We start from the raw sequence: 19,999 nt of genomic DNA on the forward strand, positions 1-19,999 counted from the left end.
TGCGTTGGGAGAGCGGATGCGAGTGAGCGCCCTCATCCAGGTGCTTCCGCGCGCTCGGTCCACACGACGATCTGCCCGTCGCGCTGCGCGAGCAGGATGAGCCCGCGCTCGTCGGTGCGCAGCACCCGTGACCCGGCAGCGTCCAGCAGCGCCAGCGTCTCGTCGCGTGGATGGCCGTAGTCGTTGTCGGCGCCCACGCTGATCAACCCGACGCGCGCCGCCGCCGCCGCGTACAGCGCGGGTTCCTGATCGCGGCTGCCGTGATGCGCGACCTTCACGATCGCATAGTCGCCGCGCACCCGACCGCCGGCCAGCAGCCGGCGCTGCGGCGCCGCGGACAGATCGCCGAGCATCAGCATCCGCGGCACTCCCCCGCCGCCGATGTCGATCACGATGCTCGCGTCGTTGCCGCTGGGGAACGCGGCCGAGTCCGTCGGAGGCCACAGCACGCGCCAGTGGGCGGCGCCGAGCGTGCCGTGCCGGCCGGTGGCGGCCGGGATCAGGCGGGCCCCGTGCGCGGCCAGGGTATCGAGGATGCGCTGGTGCCGAGGCTCGGCGACGGGGCCGTGCAGCACGGTGTCCACCCTCCCCGAGAGCGCGTCGACCCCGCCGACGTGATCGAGGTCGAAGTGGGTGAGCACGAGCAGGTCGATGCGCTCGGTCGCCGTGCGCGCCAGGCACTCGTGCAGGGCGTCGGGATCGGGGCCGGTGTCGACCAGGGCCGTCCGTCCCGCTGAGCGGAAGAGCACGGCGTCACCCTGCCCGATGTCGCACGCGGCGACCGCCCAGTCCTCGGGCGCGGTCAGCGGCGCCAGCGGGCCGCCGAGCAGCATCCGCCCACCCGCCACGCCGAGCGCGACCACGACCACCGCGGTCGCCGCCCACCGCAACCACTGCGAGCGGGTGCGCACGAGCAGCACGGTCACCGCCGCGCTCAGCCCTGCGACGACGACCGCGGCGGGCGGACCGGCGGTGAGCGTGAGCGTCGCGCCGGGAAGCGCGGCCGTGGTCGTCGCGGTGGTCTGGATCCACGCCGCCGGCAGCCATGCCGCCGCCGCGCACAGGTCGGCGAGAACGGGCAGCGGTGCGCTCAGACACGCCATCAGTCCGATCACCGTGGCGAGGGGAGCGGCCGGGGCGGCGAGGAGGTTCGCCACCACGCCGACCACGGACTGCGCGGGAGAGAACAGTGCGAGGATGGGCCCGCACACCACCTGAGCGGCCAGGGGCACCGACAGCGCGAGGGCCAGCGGGGCCGGCATCCACCGCCCGAGGCCGCGCAGCAGCGGACGCGAGAGCACGAGCAGGGCCGCGGTCGCTGCCGCCGACAGGGCGAAGCCCGGTGTCGCCGCGAGCCACGGATCGACGATCAGCAGAGCGCACACCGCGAGCGAGAGCATCGCAAGCCCCGCGCTCGGGCGCCCCAGCAGCACGGTCAGCATTGCCAGCGCTGCCATCACCGCGGCGCGCACCACACTGGGCTCGGGCGTGACCAGCACGACGAACGCGGCGAGGGCGACGAGCGACAGGCCGACGCGCAGTCCGCGGCCCCCGCCCATCAGCGCGACGAGCCAGAACACCGCGGCGACGACGATCGCGCAGTTCGCACCCGACACCGCGGTGAGGTGGCTGAGCCCGGACGCCCGCATCGCCGCGTCGAGTTCGGCGGACACCGCTCTGGTGTCGCCGACGGCGAGCCCCGGCAGCAGTCCGGCGCCCGGCTCGGGCAGTCGTTCCGCGCGCGCCACGAAGTCGGCCCGCGTCGCGGCGGCCACGGCGAACACGCCGGATGCCGGCGAGACCACCTCCGCCCGGGTGCCGAAGACGACGAGCGCGGCGCGTTCACCGGCATCCGCCGCCTTCGCCTGACCGGTCACCCGCAGCCGTGCGCCGAGGTCGACGCCGGGCAGCGGGTCGATGCCGACTCGCACCGACCCCGCCAGGGCGCGCATTCGGCCGGGCGGACCGATCTGCAGTGTGCGGGCATCGAACCACAGTCGCCCGTCGGTCCCGACGGACGCCGATGAGGCGACCTCCACCACCGCCTCGGTGACATGTGCGTCGTGGATGGCGAGCTGCTCCCGCGCCGGCTGGGCGGCCGTGACCGTGGTCGCCAGCGCTGCCGCGCACAGCAGGACAAGGACGACCAGACCACCGCGTCGTCGCAACAGGAGCAGCACGACCCCGGCGCCGCCGGCGAGCACCACGGCCGCGGGCCCGGCGAGGGCGGGCAGGTGGATCAGCGGCAGCGCCACCGCCCAGAGCACCGCGGCGAGCAGCACCGTGCGCAGATCGTTCACACCCGCACCTTCTCGCGCACCCCGGCGAGCAGCTTCTCGCCAATGCCGGGAACGGCGAGCAGATCGTCGACCGAGCGGAACCGTCCGTTCTCCGCACGCCACTCGATGATCCGCTGGGCGAGAGCGGGGCCGATGCGCGGCAGGGTCTCCAGCGCCGTCTGGTCGGCCGTGTTCAGGTCGATCACGCCGTCACCGGGTGCGCCGGCCGCCCCGCCTGTCCCGCCTCCGGAAGTGCCGCCGCCCGACGTGCCGCCACCGCCGTTGACTGGCGGGGGCGCCTCGCCGATGCGCGGCACGACGACCTGCTCGCCGTCGCTGAGCGGACGGGCCAGGTTCACCGCCTGCAGGTCGGCGTCCTCGAGGGTGCCACCCGCGGCGGCGAGAGCGTCGACCAGGCGCGCGTCCGGCTGCAGGATGAACAGCCCCGGGTGCGCGACGCGACCCAGCACGTGCACGTAGAGCCCGTCCGGCGACGACGCGTCCACGCCCTCGCGCGGCGCCTGGCCACCGGCTGCCGGGCTGTCCCTCGCCGCGTCCGCGGTCGCGGACACGCCGTCCAGCGGGATGCTCTCGGCAGGCGCTGACTGACCGCGCAGGATCCCCCAGCCGACCGCCGCCGAGAGCACGACCAGGCCCAGGGTGACCGCGGCGCCGAGGCCCAGCCGCAGCCGCGCACGCACGTGGGCGTCGCGATCCGCGGCATCCTGATCGGTGTGATCGACGGCGGGCACTCCGCCACGCTACGCAGAGCAGGCAGAACCAGAGTCCGCGCCCGTCGGCGATGTGGAGAACTCCTGCACATCCGCCGATGTGCAGGAGTTCTCTGGTCTGTGCCGGCTCAGCCCTTGACGGCGAAGTTGACGATCTTCGGCGCGCGCACGATCACGCGCACGATCTCCTTGCCCTCCAGCGCACGCTGCACCTTCTCATCGGCGCGCGCGGCGGCCTCCAGGTCGGCGTCGGAGATGTCGGCGGGCACATCGAGCGTGGCGCGCACCTTGCCGTTGACCTGCACGGCCGTGGTGACGGTGTCCTCCACGAGCAGCGCCGGGTCGGCATCCGGCCACTGCACGGCGCTGACCGACGGCTGGTGACCGAGGCGAGCCCACATCTCCTCGCCGGTGTGCGGCGCGATCAGCTCGAGGATCATCGCGACCGTCTCGGCGGCCTCGCGCACCGCGGTGTCGCTCGCGCCGGCGCCGGTGTCGATCGTCTTGCGGATGCCGTTCACCAGCTCCATCAGGCGTGCGACCAGCACGTTGAACTTGGTCTGCTCGACCAGGCCGGGCGCATCGGCCAGCAGGCGGTGCGTGATGCGGCGCAGTGTGACGTCGCCGGCATCCGCTGCCGCGCCCACCGGGCTCGCGGTCTCGTCAGCGACGCGCAGCGCGCGGGAGAGGAACTTCTGCGCACCCGACAGCGAGACGCCGTTCCACTCCTTGTCGTCCTCGACCGGGCCGGCGAAGGCGAGGCCCAGCCGCAGCGCGTCGGCGCCGTACTGACCCAGCAGGTCGGACAGCTCGACGAGGTTGCCCTTGCTCTTGGACATCTTCGCGCCGTCCATGATGACCATGCCCTGGTTCACCAGGTTCGAGAACGGCTCCTCGAAGTCGATCAGGCCGAGGTCGAAGAGCACCTTGGTGATGAAGCGGGCGTACAGCAGGTGCAGGATGGCGTGCTCCACGCCCCCGAAGTAGCCGTCGACGGGCGCCCAGCGCTTGGCCTCCTCGGGGTCGAACGCGAACTGGTCGCTGTGCGGCGAGAGGAAGCGCAGGAAGTACCACGAGCTGTCGACGAAGGTGTCCATGGTGTCGGCGTCGCGCAGCGCCGGCTCGCCGGATGCCGGGTCGACGGTGCGCACCCACGACTCCGCGGCGCCCAGCGGCGAGGTCCCCTTCGGGCGCAGGTCCAGGCCCTCCACGCTGGGCAGCTGCACGGGCAGCCGGTCCTCGGGCACCGGCACGACGCTGCCGTCCTCGAGGTGCAGCATCGGGATCGGCGTGCCCCAGAACCGCTGACGGGAGATCAGCCAGTCGCGCAGGCGGTAGTTCTTGGCTGCGCGCCCGGTGCCGGCGGCGGTGAGCCGCTCGATCGTGCGCGCGATCGCCTCGTCCTTGGCCAGACCGTCGAGGTCACCCGACCCGGTCATCCGGCCGTTGCCGATCAGCGCGACGCCGGTGTCGGCCGGGTCGAGCTCGGCGAGATCGCCGCCCTCATTCGCGCCGCCCGGCACGGTGGTGTCCACGACCACGCGCACGGGCAGGTCGAACGCGCGGGCGAAGTCGAGGTCGCGCTGATCGTGCGCGGGCACCGCCATCACGGCGCCGTGGCCGTAGTCGGCGAGCACGTAGTCGGCCGCCCAGATCGGCATCCGCTCCCCGTTCACGGGGTTGGTCGCGTAGCGCTCGAGGAACACGCCAGTCTTCGGCCGGTCCGTGGACTGGCGCTCGATCTCGCTCTGCTTCTGCACCGTCTCGAGGTAGCCCTGGAACCGCTCGCGCACCTCGTCCGACGCACCGGATGCCAGCTCGGCGGCCAGATCGGAATCGGGCGCGATGACGAAGAACGTCGCGCCGTGCAGCGTGTCGGGCCGCGTCGAGAAGACCGTCACCGGCTCGTCACGGCCCTCGATGACGAAGTCCACGTCGGCGCCGGTGGAGCGGCCGATCCAGTTGCGCTGCATCTGCAGCACCTTGTGCGGCCAGTGCCCCTCAAGGGTGTCGAGGTCGTCGAGCAGACGGTCGGCGTACTCGGTGATCCGGAAGTACCACTGCGTCAGCTTCTTCTTCACGACCTCCGTGCCGCAGCGCTCGCAGCGGCCGTCGACGACCTGCTCGTTGGCGAGCACGGTCTGATCCTTCGGGCACCAGTTCACCGCGCTCTTCTTGCGATAGGCCAGGCCGCGCTCGTACATCTTCAGGAACAGCCACTGGTTCCAGCGGTAGTACTCCGGGTCGGAGGTGTGCAGCACGCGCGACCAGTCGTACGACATCCCGTAACCGCGGAATCCGGCCTTGTGCTGCTCGATGTTCTTGTAGGTCCACTCGCGCGGGTCGGCGCCGCGCTTGATGGCGGCGTTCTCGGCGGGCAGGCCGAAGGAGTCCCAGCCGATCGGGTTGAGCACGTTGCGCCCCCGGTGACGCCAGTACCGGGCGACGATGTCCGGGTACAGGTAGTTGATCGCGTGACCCATGTGCAGGTCGCCCGACGGGTACGGGAACATGCCCAGGATGTACTTGCGCGGACGCTCGTCGTCGTGCCCGCCGGCGCGGAACGTCTCGTTCTCGGCCCAGTGCTGCTGCCACTTGAGCTGGATGTCGTGTGCGGACATCGATTCGGCGTGCTCGGTGTGGGGGGCGGAGGAGTGCTCAGACAAGTGACGGCCAATCTGACGATGCGGGACAGCCCGGAAATCGGGTCCGTCCAGGGTATCGCGACTTGACATCCGCCGATCTCGCTGTCGAACAAAGGTTCACTACTACTACTGCTTCTCTGCTTCTGCAAGCCGCTTCCCGCCGTTGCGGGACTGGTGTTGGGTGCGAACTGGGCCGCTCCGCGCGCCCCGACAGATGGAAGAAGGTGGACATGTCGGCTCTGATGACATCCCGGCGCCGTCGGCGCACTCCCGAGGAGAACCAGGCGCGCAACGCGCGCGCCCTGAAGATGCTGGTCAGCGCGCAGGGCATGCCCGAGCACGCGCGTCGGCGCACACAGCAGCGGGTGGTGCTGGAGTACCTCGACGTGGCCGACGCGGTCGCGCGCCGGTACCGGTCATCAGCGCAGGACAGCCGAGATCTGCGTCAGGTCGCATACCTCGGCCTGACCAAGGCCGTGCAGCGCTTCGAGCCGACGCTCGGCGGCGACATCGTCTCGTTCGCCGTGCCCACCATCTCCGGGGAGATCAAGCGCTACCTGCGCGACAGCAGCTGGGTCGTGCGGCCGCCCCGCCAGCTGCAGGAGCTCAGCGTGCAGCTGCGCACGGAGGTGCCGCGCATCGCTCAGAGCCTGGGCCGCGACCCCTCCCCCGAGGAGATCGCGGACGCGCTGCACCTCCCCGTCGAACGGGTGGCGGAGGCGATGCAGTGCACGCAGGGCCGTCGCCCGCTGTCGCTGGACACCCCGCAGCGCCTTGACGGGGGCGATGGGACGGCGCTGGGTGAGACGTTGCGCGCCGGCCACGACGACTTCGCGCGTGCCGAGCTGAGCGTCGCCGTCGAGCGCGCGTGTGCCGCGCTCACCCCGCGCGAGCGGAAGATCGTCTATCTGCGCTTCGTGCGCGAGTACACGCAGTCCGAGATCGCCCGCGAGTGCGGCGTGACGCAGATGCAGATCTCCCGCCTGCTGACGAAGATCATGACCACGCTGCGGTCCCGGCTGAGCCCGGAGCTGCTCGCCGCCTGACCTGCGAGGCGCGAGGCGCTGAGCCCTGGCCCGGGTCGGGAGCCGCGGCTCAGCGCCGCCGCACCCTCAGCCTCGCCGCACCCTGAGCGCCGCCTCGATCACCTGATCTGCGGTGACGGCGAGCAGCGCCGGGTCGGGCTCGGACGAGAAGGTGTCGCCCTTGCGCAGTCGCGCGTCGGTGAGCACGACGTGCGGCCCCGGCGGCGGCCCCCACTCCTCGGGCGAGGCGGGTCCGAACACGATCGTCGACGGTGTGCCGTAGGCGGATGCCAGGTGCGCAGCGCCGGTGTCGACGGAGACCAGGACCGAGGCGTGCGCGATGAGCGCGGCGAGATCCACCAGGTCATCCCGCCCGGCGCGCACCAGCTCGTCATCCAGCCCGGCCAGCCGGCCGACGGCATCCGCCCGCTCGCGATCGGCCGGACCGCCGGTGATCACCACCGTCGCGCCGTCCTGCTGCAGCGCCCGCACCACCTCGGCGAAGCGCTCGACGGGCCAGGCGCGCGAGCCGTAGAAGGCCCCCACGTGCACCACGGCCGCGCCGGCGACCAGCGGCGCCCGCTCCGGCACGTCGATCCTCACCTCGTCGGCGTCGGCCTCAGCGCCGTATCCGCTGACCAGTCGCGCCCAGCGCCAGCGCTCCAGGATGCCGTCGAGCCAGGGCACGCCGTCGGGATCCGACGCCGAGCGGTGGACGATGCGCAGCCGCGGCTGCAGCGCGTCGATGATGGCCCGGCTCTCGGGCCCGTTGCCGTGCAGGTTGACCGCCACGTCCACCGCGCCCGGCGGCAGCGGCAGCAGGTCGTCGAGACCGGGCGTGGGCAGCAGCGCGTCCACGCCGGGGATGAGCTCTGCGATGGGCTGCAGCCAGCCCGGCACCGCGAGCACGAGCTCGTGGTCGGGGAACGCCCGGCGCAGACCGTGCAGGGCCGGCACCGCGACGAGCAGGTCACCGAGTTTGAGAGCACGCAGGGCGAGCAGGACGGGCCGCGATCCGGCAGCGGTGAACAGGCGCATCCCTTCATCTTGGTCGCCGTCGCGCACTCGCCGCGAAGCCCTTGCGGGATGCGCGCCGAACTGGCAGAGGGCCGCACGTACCAGCCGGCCGAAGCAGCACGCCGCGGTGGAGGTGGAGAAGAAGTCGCCGCGGAGGAGTTTGCTTCTCGGTCGAAGGGGGAAGTGCTTCTGTCATGGACGACTCTTCGCCCCGCCTGCGCGCGATCCTGTTCGATCGCGACGACACCCTCATCGAGGATGTGCCGTACAACGGCGACCCCGACCGGGTGCGGCCGATGCCGCACGCGCGCGAGGCGCTGCAGCGGGCCCGCCGCGCGGGGCTGCGCACCGGTGTGCTGAGCAACCAGTCCGGCATCGCGCGCGGCATCCTCACCGTCGTGCAGGTGGAGGCGGTGAACGCGCAGGTGGAGCGGATGCTGGGCCCGTTCGACGTCTGGCGCTACTGCCCGCATGGGCCGGACGACGGCTGCCGCTGTCGCAAGCCGCAGCCGGGCATGATCCGCTCCGCGGCCGGGGAGCTGGGTCTGTGCCCCGCCGAGGTCGCGATGATCGGCGACATCGGCGCTGACGTCGAGGCAGCGGCCGCCGCTGGAGCGCGTGGCGTGCTGGTGCCCACCTCCCGCACCCGCCCGGATGAGGTGCAGGCCGCTGCGGTCGTCGTGCCCGATCTCGTCGCCGCGGTCGCGCTGCTGCTCGAGGATGCGGGTGGGCTCTCGTGACGCGCCGGGTGCTCGTGGCGCGTCTGGACAGCATGGGAGACGTGCTGCTGTGCGGTCCAGCGGTGCGCGCGGTCGCACAGCAGGCGGAGGTGGTGATGCTGTGCGGACCGCGCGGCGCGGATGCCGCCGCGCTGCTGCCCGGCGTGAGCGAGCGGATCGTGTGGGATGCGCCGTGGATCTCCGCGCCGGCGCCGCCCGTGCACCAGAGCGCTGTCGACGAGCTCGTTCGTCGGGTGCGTGCTGCCGGCGTGGACGAGGCCGTCATCCTGACCTCCTTCCACCAGTCCCCGCTCCCGCTGGCGCTGCTGCTGCGCCTGGCCGGCGTCGCGCGCATCACCGGCGCCTCGGTCGACTACGCGGGCTCGTTGCTGGATGTGCGCCTGCGCCCCGGGGAGGATCTCGACGAGGACCTCCCCGAGCCGGAGCGGGCGCGTCGGATCGCCGAGGCGGCCGGATACCCGCGCGATGACGATGATCACCTGCGGCTGCGGGCGCTGCCCGACACGTCCGACCTCACCGGCGGACCGGGCTACGTGGCCCTGCACCCGGGCGCGGCGGTGCCCGCGCGGATGTGGACCGCCGAGGGGTTCGCCCGCACCGCGCGGCTGCTGGTGGACGGCGGTCGCCGCGTCGTGATCACCGGCGGCCCCGGCGAGCGCGAGCTGGCACAGACCATCCTCGCGGCGTGCCCGGAGGCGATCGACCTCACGGGGGCGTGCGCGCTGGCGCAGCTCGCGGGCGTGCTCGCCGGCGCAGACGTGCTCGTCTCCGGCAACACCGGTCCCGCTCACCTCGCCGCCGCCGCGGGGACCCCCGTCGTCAGCCTCTTCTCCCCCGTCGTGCCGGCCGTGCGCTGGGCGCCCTACGGCGTGCCGGTGGTGCTGCTGGGTGATCAGCACGCCGCCTGCCGTGGCACGCGAGCGCGGGACTGCCCGGTGCCCGGGCATCCCTGTCTGACCTCGGTCACGGCCGAGGAGGTCGTCGCCGCCGTGCACCGGCTCCGCGGATCCCGCGCAGCGCCGGCGCCGCCGCGCGAGCGGGCGGAGCGGTGCGAGCGATCGATGGCAGACGAAGGAGTGAGCGCATGAGGGTGATGGTGTGGATGGTCCACGGCGGGTGGATGGACGGCTTCCTGCGCGGACCGCACGAGTACATCGTGCCGTTCGCCGGGGACGAGCCGCCCCGGCTGCCCGACGGAGTGCGTGCGGTGCCGGAGAGCGCACTGCGCGAGCAGGATGTGGACGTCGTCGTGCTGCAGAGCATGGCGGAGTTCGAGGCGGCCGGCCGGCTGCTCGGACGCACGCCCGGACGAGACGTCGCCGCCGTGTTCGTCGAGCACAACACGCCCAAGGAGCATCCCAGCGCGCAGCGGCATCCGCTGGCCGACCAGCACCGCATCCCGATCGTGCACGTCACCCACTTCAACCGCCTGGTGTGGGACAACGGCGACGCCCCCACCCGCGTGATCGAGCACGGCGTGCCGGATCCCGGCCGGCTGTACACCGGCGAGCTGGCGGCGCTGGGCGTCGTGATCAACGAGCCGGTGCGGCGCTGGCGGGTGACCGGCACGGATCTGCTGCCGGCATTCGCCGAGGTCGCCCCGCTGCACGCATTCGGGATCGACTCCGACCTGCTGCCCGCCGCGCTGGCGCTGCCGGAGGGCCGACTGCGCATCGTGGGCGATCTGCCCACCGCGCGCATGCACGCCGAACTGGGCAGACGGCGCGCCTACCTGCATCCGTTCCGCTGGACCTCGCTGGGTCTGGCCCTGCTCGAGGCGATGACGATGGGCATGCCAGTGCTCGCGCTGGCGACCACCGAGGCGGCACGGGCGGTGCCGCCCGAGGCGGGCGCCCTCTCGGCCGACCCCGGCGAGCTCGCCGTGGCCGCGGCGCAGCTGCTGGCCGACCCCGACGAGGCGCGCCGGCGCGGCGCGCACGCCCGCGAGTACGCCCTCGCGCACTACGGGCTGAGCCGCTTCCTGCAGGACTGGGACGACGTCCTCGACGAGCAGCTCACCGCGCACCTCGCGCGCACTCGCACACGCCGGGACGGGGCCGCCGCGGTGCGGCCGATCGCCGCGGCGTCGCTCATGGAAGGAACCCGATGATGAAGATCGCCATGGTCTCCGAGCACGCCAGTCCCCTCGCCGATCCGGGTAGCGTCGACGCGGGCGGGCAGAACGTGCATGTCGCCGCCCTCTCGCGCGCACTGGCGCGGCGCGGTCACGACGTCACGGTCTACACCCGCCGCGACGACTCGACGCTGCCCGAGCGCGTGCCGCTGGACGAGAGGGTCGAGGTGGTGCATCTCGACGCAGGTCCGGCATCCCGTGTGCCCAAGGACGACCTGCTGCCGCACATGCCCGTGCTGGCCGCCGGCCTCGCCCAGCACTGGCGGGCCGACCCGCCCGACGTCGCGCACAGCCACTTCTGGATGTCGGGTCTGGCGACCCTGGACGCGGCAGCCGTTCTGGCCGACGCGCCGGACGTCGCCGCCCCTCCGGTGCTGCACACCTTCCACGCGCTCGGCGTCGTCAAGCGACGCCATCAGGGCCCCGCCGACACCAGCCCGGCCGAGCGCGAGTGGCTGGAGCCGCGCGTGGGCCGGCGGGCGGACACGGTCATCGCCACGTGCTCCGACGAGGCGTTCGAGCTGCGCGCACTCGGCGTGCCCTCGTCGCGCATCGCGATCGCGCCGTGCGGCGTCGATCTCACGCACTTCAGCGCGCAGGGCGACGCCGAGCCCAAGGGCGCGCGGCTCCGGGTGCTCAGCGTCGGACGTCTGGTGCCGCGCAAGGGAGTCGACCTGGTGGTGCGCGCGATGGCGGGGCTGGTCGAGAGCGGCGTCGAGGACGTCGAGCTCGTCATCGCCGGATCCGACGGCACCGCGGAGGTCGACCCCGAGGTCGCGCGACTGTCCGCGCTGGCCGAGCAGCTGGGCGTCGCCGACAGAGTGCGCTTCCGTGGTCAGGTGAGCAGGGAGCAGATGCCGGCCCTGCTGCGATCGGCGGATGCCGTGGTGTGCGCGCCCTGGTACGAGCCGTTCGGCATCGTGCCGCTGGAGGCGATGGCGTGCGGCACCCCGGTGGTGGCGTCAGCGGTGGGCGGGCTGATCGACAGCGTCATCGACGGCACCACCGGACTGCACGTGCCCCCGCGGGACCCGGATGCCATCGCGGCGGCGCTGCGCGACCTGCTCGCCGACGAGGCCCGGCGGCGGGCGTGGGGCCGCGCGGGCCGTGCCCATGTGGAGCGCCGCTTCTCGTGGGAAAGGGTGGCCGCGCAGACCGAGCGCATCTACCGGATGGCGCAGGCTCGCCGCGCGGCGAGCCGAGCGGAAGGAGCAGCACTGTGAGCATCATCGAGACCGATCAGCCCCGCACGGCGGCGACTTACCAGGGCCCGGTGCGCGAGCATCTGCAGGGACTGCGTGCGGCGATCGCCGCCACCGAGCAGCACGTCACGCGTCTGGAGGAGTGGGGGCGCGAGCTCGCCGCGCGTCTGGGCAGCGGGCAGCGTCTGCTGGTCGCCGGCAACGGCGGCTCCGCCGCCGAGGCGCAGCATCTCACCGCCGAGCTGGTCGGCAGATACCAGCACGACCGTCCGGCCTACTCCGCCCTGGCCCTGAGCGCCGAGAGCTCCAGTGTCACCGCCATCGGCAACGACTACGGCTTCGACCAGGTCTTCGCCCGGCAGGTGCACGCGCATGGGCGGCCCGGCGACGTGGTGCTGCTGATCTCCACCAGCGGGCGCAGCCCGAATCTGCTGCGCGCCGCAGAGGCGGCCCGGCAGGTGGGCGCTGCGGTGTGGTCGCTCACCGGGCCCGGCCCGAACCCGCTCGCAGACCTCGCCGACGAGGCGATCTGCATCGACGCCCCCTCGCCGCACGTGCAGGAGTGCCATCTCGTCGCGATCCACGCGGTGTGCTGCGTGTTCGACGAGCAGATCCGGAAAGCCGAGGAGTCGGCATGAGGATCACGGTGGTCGGCGACACCCTGCTCGACGAGGACCTGACCGGATCCTCCTCCCGCCTCTGTCCTGACGCGCCTGTTCCCGTGGTCGAAGTGCTCTCGCGCTCCCGACGCGCGGGCGGGGCCGGACTCGTGGCGAACATGCTCGCCGGGGACGGGCACGACGTCGAACTCGTCACCGCGCTCTCCGACGACGCCGTCGCAGACTCGCTGCGGGCGTGCCTGGACGGCATCCGGCTCGTCGCCGGACCGTCGGGTGCTCCCACCCCGGTCAAGACCAGACTGCGCTGCAACGGCGAGCCGTTCGGGCGACTCGACGAGGGATGCGACCCGGCGCCGGCGCCGCACGCGACCGCCCAGATGCTGGCGGCCGTGGACGCGGCGGAGCTGCTCGTGGTGGCCGACTACGGTCGGGGGCTGATGAGTGATCCCGCACTGCGGGATGCCCTCGAGCGCCGTGCCGCCCGGGTGCCGCTGGTGTGGGATCCGCACCCGCGCGGTGCGCCACCTGTGCCCGCAGCCTGGCTGGTCACCCCCAACGCCGCGGAGGCGTCCGCCGCCGCGGATCTGCCCGAGCAGGCGGAGCCGAGCGCGGTGGCCGCCGCCCTGCGCGAACGCTGGGGGTGCCGTGCGGTGGTGGTCACGCTCGGAGCGGCCGGGGCGATGCTGCAGGAGGGCGCCGGATCACCACTGCACATCGAGGTGGACGACGTCACCGACGCCGACCCGTGCGGTGCCGGTGACCGCTTCGCCGCCACGGCCGCGGTCGTGCTGGGCAGCACCGGAGATGCGGCGCTCGCCGTGCGGGAGGCCGCCTCGGCCGCCGGCGCCTACCTCGCCGCCGGCGGTGTGAGCGCCCTCGTCGCGCCACCGCCGTCTACCCGCGCGGCCCGCTCCGCCTCGGGTGGCGAGCGCAGCAACGCGCCGGCGTCCGCGTCGGGCGATGCGCGAGCCGTGATCGCCGCCGTGCGCGCGCGCGGCGGAACGGTCGTCGCCACCGGCGGGTGCTTCGATCTGCTGCACGCCGGTCATGTGCGCACCCTGCAGGCCGCGCGGGATCTCGGCGACTGCCTGATCGTCTGCCTGAACTCCGACGCGTCGGTGCGCCGGCTGAAGGGCAGCGCGCGCCCCCTCATCGGCGAGCGCGATCGCGTCGAGCTGCTCGGCGCGCTGTCGTGCGTCGACGCCGTGGTCATCTTCGAGGAGGACAGCCCCGAAGAAGTCATCGCCCGACTCCGGCCGGACATCTGGGTGAAGGGCGGCGACTACAGCGCGGCGGCGCTGCCCGAGACCCGGCTGCTGGAGTCGTGGGGCGGTCGCACGCTCACCCTCCCGTTCCACCTCGGCCGCTCGACCACCGCGCTGGCCGCCAAACTCGCCGCGGTCATCTGACGCTCACCGGCCGGCGGAGCAACACCACACACCACCCCCGTGCACCACCAGCCCCGTGCACTACCAGCCCCGTGCACTACCAGCCCCGTGCAGGGGAAGACAGAAAGAGAGCAAGCATGCAGTCCAGCTACCCCCGTCCCCTCGGCCGTGTCGTCATCACCGGCGGTGCCTCCGGCCTCGGTGAAGCCGTCGCGCGTGCTGTCGCCGCCGCCGGCGGTACGCCCGCCGTGATCGACCGCGACGTCTCGGCCGTTCCCGCCGGCACCCTCAGCCGTCGCGCGGACGTGTCGGACCGCCAGCAGGTCGAGCAGGCGGTCGCGGAGATCGCCGAGGAGCTCGGCGGCATCGACGCGGTGGTCACCGCGGCGGGCATCGACCGCTGTGGCCGGCTCGAAGACGTCGCAGCCGACGAGTGGGAGCGGGTCATCTCGGTGAACCTCCTCGGCACGGTCTCAGCCGTGCGCGCCGCGCTGCCCCATCTCGAGCAAGTGCACGGCAGGGTGATCACCGTCGCGTCCTCGCTCGCGCTGCGCGCGCTCTCGGACGCCACGGCGTATTGCGCCTCGAAGTTCGGCGTGCTCGGCTTCTCGCGCGCGCTGGCCGCCGAGAGCCGGGGACGGATCGGGGTGACCACCCTGATCCCCGCAGGGATGCGAACCCGCTTCTTCGACGATCGCGATGAGCAGTACAAGCCCGGTCCGGATGCGAAGCTGAACGACCCGTCGGATGTGGCACGCACGGTGGTGTTCGCGCTGCAGCAGCCCGAGGGATGCGAGGTGCGCGAGCTGGTCGTGTGCCCCGAGGAGGAGCCCTCCTGGCCGTGATTCAGTCGGTGCGGCTGCCGCGGGCGTTCGCGAGCAGCCGCACCACATCTTCGAGCACCGGCTCGAATCCCACGTCCGACACGAACGAGACGTCGTGCTCGCAGCGCTCGGCAGTCCAGCCGACCTGGGTGGAGTCCCGGTCGCACACCGGGCAGCGCGTGGTCCACGACAGGTGCACCCGGTGCCGGCCACGGCCCAGCGGACCGGCGTTGACGACGTTGCCGAACCAGTACACCGACACGGTGCGGGTGCCGACGGCCTGAGCGAGATGGCGGGGTCCGCTGTCGTTGCCGAGCATGACATCAGCGGCGGCGAGCACCGCGGTCAGCTCGGACAGCGTGAGCTGCCCGGACAGGTCCTCGATTCTTCCGCTTCCCGGCCCCCGGGCGCCCGCGGCGATCCGAGCGCACAGCTCGACGTCCTCGCCGTCGCCCACCAGCACCACGCGCGCGGCCTGCGCCGCCAGCGCCGCAGCGACGGCGGCGAAGCGCTCGGTCGGCCAGCGCCGGCGCGGGTCGGTGGCACCGGGATGCAACACCACGAGCGGTTCCCCGCCCGAACGGTACTGCGCGGCGAGGTCAGACTCCGCCGGGGTCAGTGCGATCGTCGGCTCGAGCACCACGGGCGCGGCGCCGGCGAGGCCCGCCACCTCCAGCGCTCGCAGCACCTCGTGCTGGTAGTACACGTACTCCAGCGAGCGCTCCAGCTCTGCGGCATCCGGTGTGCGCGTGCCCACCGTGTGACGCGCGCCCAGCGCCTGCAGGAACGGATTCGAGAAGCGACCCCCGCCGTGCACCTGCACGGCGAGGTCGAAGCCGTCGGCCCGGCAGTCGGCGAGGAACGCCGCGATGGCCTGCTCATCGGCATCCGCCTGCGCCGACGCGCCCACTCCCGGCACGCACGGCAGCACCCGGATGCGGTGCGGCGCCCCCGGGCGCCCCTGCAGGAGGCGCTCGGCCAGCGCCGTTCCCAGCAGGGTCACCTCCGCCTCGGGGTATGCGGCGGCGAGCGCCTGCATGGCAGGCATCGCGAAGAGCAGGTCACCCAGGCCTCCTGCGCGCAGCACCGCGATGCGCTGCACACCGCGGAACCGCGGGCTCAGCGGTGCGATGACCGCCTGGCCGGCCGGGTGCTGGTCCGGTGCGAATGCCGGTGCCGGTGCCGCGTTCGCGGATGCCGTCATGGTCTCCTCCTGTCAGGTGAAGTCGCCGCGAGTCGCGCAGCCGCTTCCCTCCCCCAGTCCCCGCACGCTCGGATCCGCAAACCCCCTCGGCGAAGCAGGTGTGAACCGCGCGTGCGATGGGTAGGGGGCAGGTGACCGGACAAGGCGATTGACCGGATGAGAAACGATCCGCACGGGACGACCCCGGCGACGAGAGGCTGCGACGATGTTCGACACGATGATCGGCACGGACACCGAGATCACCATCACCGACCCGCGCGACGGCTCCCTGGTCGGCACACTCGTCGCCGCGGAGCCGGAGGAGGTGCGTGCGGCCGTGCGGACGGCCGTGGACACCGCCCCGACCTGGGCGCGCACCCCCGCCGGCGAGCGGGGCGCGGCGCTGCGCCACGCGGCGGCGCTGCTCGAGCAGCGGGCCGAGGAGCTCGCCGACATCGAGCAGCGCGAGACCGGACGACGCCGCGAGCAGTCGCTGGGCGGCGTGCATGCCGCCGTCGGCACGCTGCGCGAGCAGGCCGAGCTCGCCGCCCTGCACCGCGGGCGCAGCCTGCTGGGCGCGGCCGACGCGATGGATGTCATGCGCCCCGAGCCGCGCGGAGTGGCTGCCGTGGTCACGCCGTGGAACGATCCGGTCGCCGTGAGCGCGGGGCTCATCGGCGCTGCCCTGGCGACCGGCAACACCGTCGTGCACAAGCCCAGCGAGCGTTGCCCGCATCTGGGCGCGCTGCTGGGCGAGGTGCTGCAGTCCGCGCTGCCGCCGGGGGTGCTGAGCACCGTCACCGGCGGGGCGGAGGTCGGCGAGGTGCTGGTCAGCTGCCCGGACGTCGCAGTGGTGGCGCATGTCGGCTCGACCCTCGCCGGGGAGCGCATCGCGCGGGCGGTCGCGCTGACCGGCGCGCACCTCATCCGCGAGAACGGCGGCAACGACGCCCTCATCGTCGATGACGACGTGGACGCCGAGTGGGCTGCCGCGCAAGCCGCACGCGGCGCATTCACCAACAGCGGGCAGATCTGCACGGCTGTGGAGCGCATCTTCGCGCACCGCGGCATCGTCGACGCCTTCCTCGCCGCACTGGTGCGCGAGGCGGAGTCGCTGCACAGCGGCGAGAGTGCGCTCGCGCCGCTCGTGGATGAGCGCATGCGCGCGCACGTGCACGCGCACGTCACGGATGCGGTGGCGCAGGGCGCCCGACTGCTCACCGGCGGTCAGGTGCCGGAGGGGGCGGGCAGCCACTACCCCGCCACCGTGCTCGCCGACTGTGCCCCGGGGATGCGCGTGCTGCACGAGGAGACGTTCGGCCCGGTCGCGGCGGTGGTGGCCGTGGACGACTTCGAGCACGCGCTCGAACTGGCGCGCCGCGACGAGCACGGGCTCGCGGCGACCGTGCTCACCGCCGACACCGCGCACGCGCTGCGTGCGGCCGAGGTGCTGCCGGTGGGAACGGTGAAGATCAACGCCGTGTTCGGCGGAGCGCCGGGCGGCGCCGCGCAGCCGCGCGGGCGCAGCGGCGCCGGCTACGGGTACGGCCCCGAGCTTCTCGACGAGATGACGCACACCAAGGTCATCCACTTCGAAGCGGCGGTGCGGGCATGAGCGCCGCGGAGCAGATCGCGCGGATCGGGGCGGCGCGCCCGCTCGTGACGGTCCTCGGCGACTTCCTGCTCGACGAATGGTGGACAGGCGAGATCGAGCGCATCGCGCGCGAGGCACCCGCACCCGTCGTCGACGTCGTCGAGCGCCGGGCCGCGCCGGGCGGAGCCGCCAACACCGCGCTGAACGCGGCTCGGCTCGGGGCACGGGTGCGGGCGGTCGGGACGGTGGGCGCCGACGCCGCCGGGGAGGAGGTGCGCCGGGCCCTCGCGGATGCCGGTGTCGATGTGACCCGGCTGCGGCCGGTGCCCGAGGCGCACACGATCACAAAAGTGCGGGTGAGCGCGGGTGGTCAGCTGCTGCTGCGAGTGGACGAGACCCGCCCCGCGTCGTGGTCGGGTCCGGCTCTGCAGGCCTTTCTGACCGACGTGCGCGAGGCCAGTGCGAACGCCGACGCGCAGTTGATCTGCGACTACGGCTCCGCCCTCACCGACGAGATCGTGCAGGCTCTGGCCGGCATGCCGCGTCCGCCGGTGCGCGTCGTCGACGCGCACGACGTGCGGCGCTGGGGCGCCACGACTCCTGACGTCATCACACCCAACAGCGCCGAGACCGAGCGGCTTCTGGGCGCATCGCTCGGCGAGGGCGAGGCGCGTGTGGACGCCGTCGGCACCCACGCGTCGCAGATCCTCGCGGCATCCGGGGCGGAGAGGGCGATCGTCACCCTCGACAGCAGCGGCGCGGTGCTGCTCGACGCCGATGGCCGCATGCACCGCACACACGCGCATCCGACCCCGGAGAAGCAGGCCTCCGGCGCGGGCGATGTCTTCGTCGCCGCCTTCACGGTGGCCAGGGCCGCCGGCTCGACGGCGCCGAAGGCGCTGGAGTTCGCGCAGCAGGCGGCGGATGTGGCCGTGCGCACGCCCGGCACCTGCACCTGCTCGCTCGAGCAGCTGGGCGCCTGGGCCTCGCGCACCACCGGCGCCGCCCTCGACGCGGACGAGCTGTTCGCGCGGCTGGAGGAGCACCGCGCCGCGGGGGCGCGCATCGTGTTCACCAACGGATGCTTCGACGTGCTGCACCGCGGGCACACGAGCTATCTCCGCCAGGCGCGCGAGCTGGGTGACGTGCTCGTGGTGGCCGTGAACGGCGATGACTCGGTGCGCCGGCTGAAAGGGCCGGATCGCCCCGTGAACCCCGCCGTCGACAGAGCTCAGCTGCTGGCCGAGCTGTCGTGCGTCGACTACGTGACCGTGTTCGAGGAGGACACCCCGCGCGCGCTGATCCGGCGGCTGCGCCCCGACGTGTACGCCAAGGGCGGCGACTACACCCCCGGCATGCTCCCCGAGGCACCGGATGTCGCCGCCGTGGGCGGGCGCATCGAGATCCTCGACTACGTGTCCGATCACTCGACCACGCAGATCATCGGCCGCATCCGGTCGGCTCAGCGGAACTGATGAGCACCCCCGCGGCATCCGCTCGACGGCGCAGCAGGCGCGGCGCCGCGCACTGGGCCGTGCCTGCCGACCCGCCACCGGCAGCGGTCGACGTGCTGATCCCCACCGCGGGGCGCAGCGCGGAACTCGCAGTCACCCTCGCCGGCCTGGCCGCGCAGGACGATCCCGCCTTCCGTGTCGTCATCAGCGACCAGTCGCACGGCACGCCCGGCACCGACGCCCCCGCCGTGCAGGCGATGATCCGCGTGCTGGGCGCGCAGGGACGCGCGGTGCAGGTGCACCGCCACCTTCCCCGACGGGGCATGGCCGAGCAACGGCAGTTCCTGCTCGATCAGGCGAGCGCCCCGCGCGTGCTCTTCCTCGACGATGACGTGTGGCTCGAGCCGGGCGCGCTCCAGCGACTGCACGAGGCGCTGAGCGAGCAGCGCTGCGGCCTGGTTGGCTACGCCGTGCAGGGCCTGTCGTACCTCGACGACGATCGCCCCGAGGAGCGGCACGCGTTCAGCGGCTGGCACGGCCGCGTGGAAGCCGAGACCGTCCGCCGCGGCAGCCCCGCGTTCGAGCGCTGGCCGCTGCACAACGCCGCGAACGTCGCGCACCAGGCCGCCGTGCTCGGACTCGACGACGACGCCCGCCTCGCCTACCGCATCGCCTGGTGCGGGGGTTGCGTGCTGTTCGAGCGCGACGCCCTGCTCGCGGTCGGCGGCTTCGAGTTCTGGTCGCGGCTGCCGCCGCAGCACGCCGGTGAGGACGTCGTCGCGCAGTGGCGCGTCATGGAGCGCTTCGGCGGGGCCGGCATCCTGCCCAGCGCCGCCGTGCACCTCGAAGCGCCCACCACCATCGTCGACCGCAGGGTCGAGGCGAGGGAGGTCCTCCTCGATCCCGATGGCACGTCGCCGGGCCCGTCCGGGATCGGCACGCAAGAGAAAGGAAGCAGTCATGAGCGACAAGCCCAATCCGATCCAGATCCAGAAGTTCCTGGGCGGCATCGACTACCCCGCGAGCAAGGACGACATCATCGCATCCGCGCGTGACTCGGGCGCGGACGACGCGGTCCTCGACGCGCTGAACGGCATCGCCGACCGGGAGTACGACGGTCCGACCGGTGTGAGCGAGGCCGTCGCCGGCAAGAACGACTGAGC

17 protein-coding genes are annotated in these 19,999 nt (G+C 73.2%); 12 read left to right on the forward strand and 5 right to left on the reverse strand.

All coding sequences use genetic code 11. From position 1 onward, the window contains the following. Positions 1–32: 32 nt before the first annotated feature. From WFG93_RS09435 to leuS, 3 genes are all read right to left on the reverse strand, one after another. Positions 33–2,300, reverse strand: a complete 2,268-nt coding sequence (locus tag WFG93_RS09435) for a ComEC/Rec2 family competence protein (RefSeq protein WP_336646095.1) — start codon at positions 2,298–2,300, stop codon at positions 33–35. Then, complete coding sequence (locus WFG93_RS09440; RefSeq protein WP_336646096.1) at positions 2,297–3,031, reverse strand: helix-hairpin-helix domain-containing protein; 735 nt, start codon at positions 3,029–3,031, stop codon at positions 2,297–2,299. The genes WFG93_RS09435 and WFG93_RS09440 overlap by 4 nt, the downstream gene beginning before the upstream one ends. A gap of 107 nt (positions 3,032–3,138) precedes the next feature. Next, a complete protein-coding gene (gene leuS / locus WFG93_RS09445; protein WP_336646097.1) occupies positions 3,139–5,631 on the reverse strand; it encodes a leucine--tRNA ligase in 2,493 nt (830 codons plus the stop codon). A 254-nt stretch (positions 5,632–5,885) separates the two neighbouring features. Between leuS and WFG93_RS09450 the strand changes: the two genes are divergently transcribed. Further along, positions 5,886–6,701, forward strand: coding sequence for a sigma-70 family RNA polymerase sigma factor (locus tag WFG93_RS09450; protein ID WP_336646098.1), 816 nt, complete (start codon positions 5,886–5,888; stop codon positions 6,699–6,701). A 66-nt stretch (positions 6,702–6,767) separates the two neighbouring features. Here WFG93_RS09450 and WFG93_RS09455 read toward each other — a convergent pair whose 3' ends face one another. Next, entirely contained in the window at positions 6,768–7,718 is a 951-nt protein-coding gene (locus tag WFG93_RS09455) for a glycosyltransferase family 9 protein (protein ID WP_336646099.1), read from the reverse strand. A 173-nt stretch (positions 7,719–7,891) separates the two neighbouring features. Here WFG93_RS09455 and WFG93_RS09460 point away from each other — a divergent pair, with 173 nt between their 5' ends. The 7 genes from WFG93_RS09460 to WFG93_RS09490 all read left to right on the forward strand — a co-directional run bounded on the left by WFG93_RS09460 (position 7,892) and on the right by WFG93_RS09490 (position 14,626). Next, the gene (locus WFG93_RS09460; protein WP_336646100.1) at positions 7,892–8,437 is read left to right on the forward strand and encodes a D-glycero-alpha-D-manno-heptose-1,7-bisphosphate 7-phosphatase; all 546 of its coding nucleotides are present in this window, start codon (positions 7,892–7,894) and stop codon (positions 8,435–8,437) included. A gap of 32 nt (positions 8,438–8,469) precedes the next feature. Further along, positions 8,470–9,525 carry a glycosyltransferase family 9 protein gene (locus WFG93_RS09465; RefSeq protein WP_336646305.1) on the forward strand — a complete coding sequence of 352 codons (1,056 nt, stop codon included), beginning with the start codon at positions 8,470–8,472 and terminating at the stop codon, positions 9,523–9,525. Further along, the gene (locus WFG93_RS09470) at positions 9,522–10,547 is read left to right on the forward strand and encodes a glycosyltransferase (protein ID WP_336646101.1); all 1,026 of its coding nucleotides are present in this window, start codon (positions 9,522–9,524) and stop codon (positions 10,545–10,547) included. Before WFG93_RS09465 ends, WFG93_RS09470 begins: the two co-directional genes overlap by 4 nt. Then, positions 10,547–11,794, forward strand: a complete 1,248-nt coding sequence (locus tag WFG93_RS09475) for a glycosyltransferase (protein WP_336646102.1) — start codon at positions 10,547–10,549, stop codon at positions 11,792–11,794. Before WFG93_RS09470 ends, WFG93_RS09475 begins: the two co-directional genes overlap by 1 nt. Then, positions 11,791–12,411, forward strand: a complete 621-nt coding sequence (locus WFG93_RS09480) for a D-sedoheptulose-7-phosphate isomerase (RefSeq protein ID WP_336646103.1) — start codon at positions 11,791–11,793, stop codon at positions 12,409–12,411. The genes WFG93_RS09475 and WFG93_RS09480 overlap by 4 nt, the downstream gene beginning before the upstream one ends. Next, positions 12,408–13,802 carry a D-glycero-beta-D-manno-heptose 1-phosphate adenylyltransferase gene (gene rfaE2, locus WFG93_RS09485; protein ID WP_336646104.1) on the forward strand — a complete coding sequence of 465 codons (1,395 nt, stop codon included), beginning with the start codon at positions 12,408–12,410 and terminating at the stop codon, positions 13,800–13,802. Before WFG93_RS09480 ends, rfaE2 (WFG93_RS09485) begins: the two co-directional genes overlap by 4 nt. 116 nt (positions 13,803–13,918) lie before the next feature. Further along, complete coding sequence (locus WFG93_RS09490; protein ID WP_336646105.1) at positions 13,919–14,626, forward strand: SDR family oxidoreductase; 708 nt, start codon at positions 13,919–13,921, stop codon at positions 14,624–14,626. A gap of 1 nt (position 14,627) precedes the next feature. Here WFG93_RS09490 and WFG93_RS09495 read toward each other — a convergent pair whose 3' ends face one another. After that, on the reverse strand, positions 14,628–15,809 hold the full coding sequence (locus tag WFG93_RS09495) for a glycosyltransferase family 9 protein (protein WP_336646106.1): 1,182 nt from the start codon (positions 15,807–15,809) through the stop codon (positions 14,628–14,630). A 205-nt stretch (positions 15,810–16,014) separates the two neighbouring features. On the opposite strand from WFG93_RS09495, the gene WFG93_RS09500 reads away from it, so the two are divergent. Genes WFG93_RS09500 through WFG93_RS09515 form a run of 4 tightly spaced genes read left to right on the forward strand, consistent with a single transcriptional unit; the run spans position 16,015 to position 19,997 of the window. Then, a complete protein-coding gene (locus tag WFG93_RS09500) occupies positions 16,015–17,403 on the forward strand; it encodes an aldehyde dehydrogenase family protein (RefSeq protein ID WP_336646107.1) in 1,389 nt (462 codons plus the stop codon). Beyond that, positions 17,400–18,857, forward strand: coding sequence for a D-glycero-beta-D-manno-heptose 1-phosphate adenylyltransferase (rfaE2, locus tag WFG93_RS09505; protein WP_336646108.1), 1,458 nt, complete (start codon positions 17,400–17,402; stop codon positions 18,855–18,857). The genes WFG93_RS09500 and rfaE2 (WFG93_RS09505) overlap by 4 nt, the downstream gene beginning before the upstream one ends. After that, positions 18,857–19,891, forward strand: coding sequence for a glycosyltransferase family 2 protein (locus WFG93_RS09510; protein ID WP_336646109.1), 1,035 nt, complete (start codon positions 18,857–18,859; stop codon positions 19,889–19,891). Before rfaE2 (WFG93_RS09505) ends, WFG93_RS09510 begins: the two co-directional genes overlap by 1 nt. Further along, the gene (locus WFG93_RS09515; protein ID WP_336646110.1) at positions 19,797–19,997 is read left to right on the forward strand and encodes a DUF2795 domain-containing protein; all 201 of its coding nucleotides are present in this window, start codon (positions 19,797–19,799) and stop codon (positions 19,995–19,997) included. The genes WFG93_RS09510 and WFG93_RS09515 overlap by 95 nt, the downstream gene beginning before the upstream one ends. Positions 19,998–19,999: the final 2 nt, after the last annotated feature.

The sequence above is a fragment of the Microbacterium sp. USHLN186 genome, from assembly GCF_037145155.1.
In the GTDB taxonomy this organism is placed as follows: domain Bacteria; phylum Actinomycetota; class Actinomycetes; order Actinomycetales; family Microbacteriaceae; genus Microbacterium.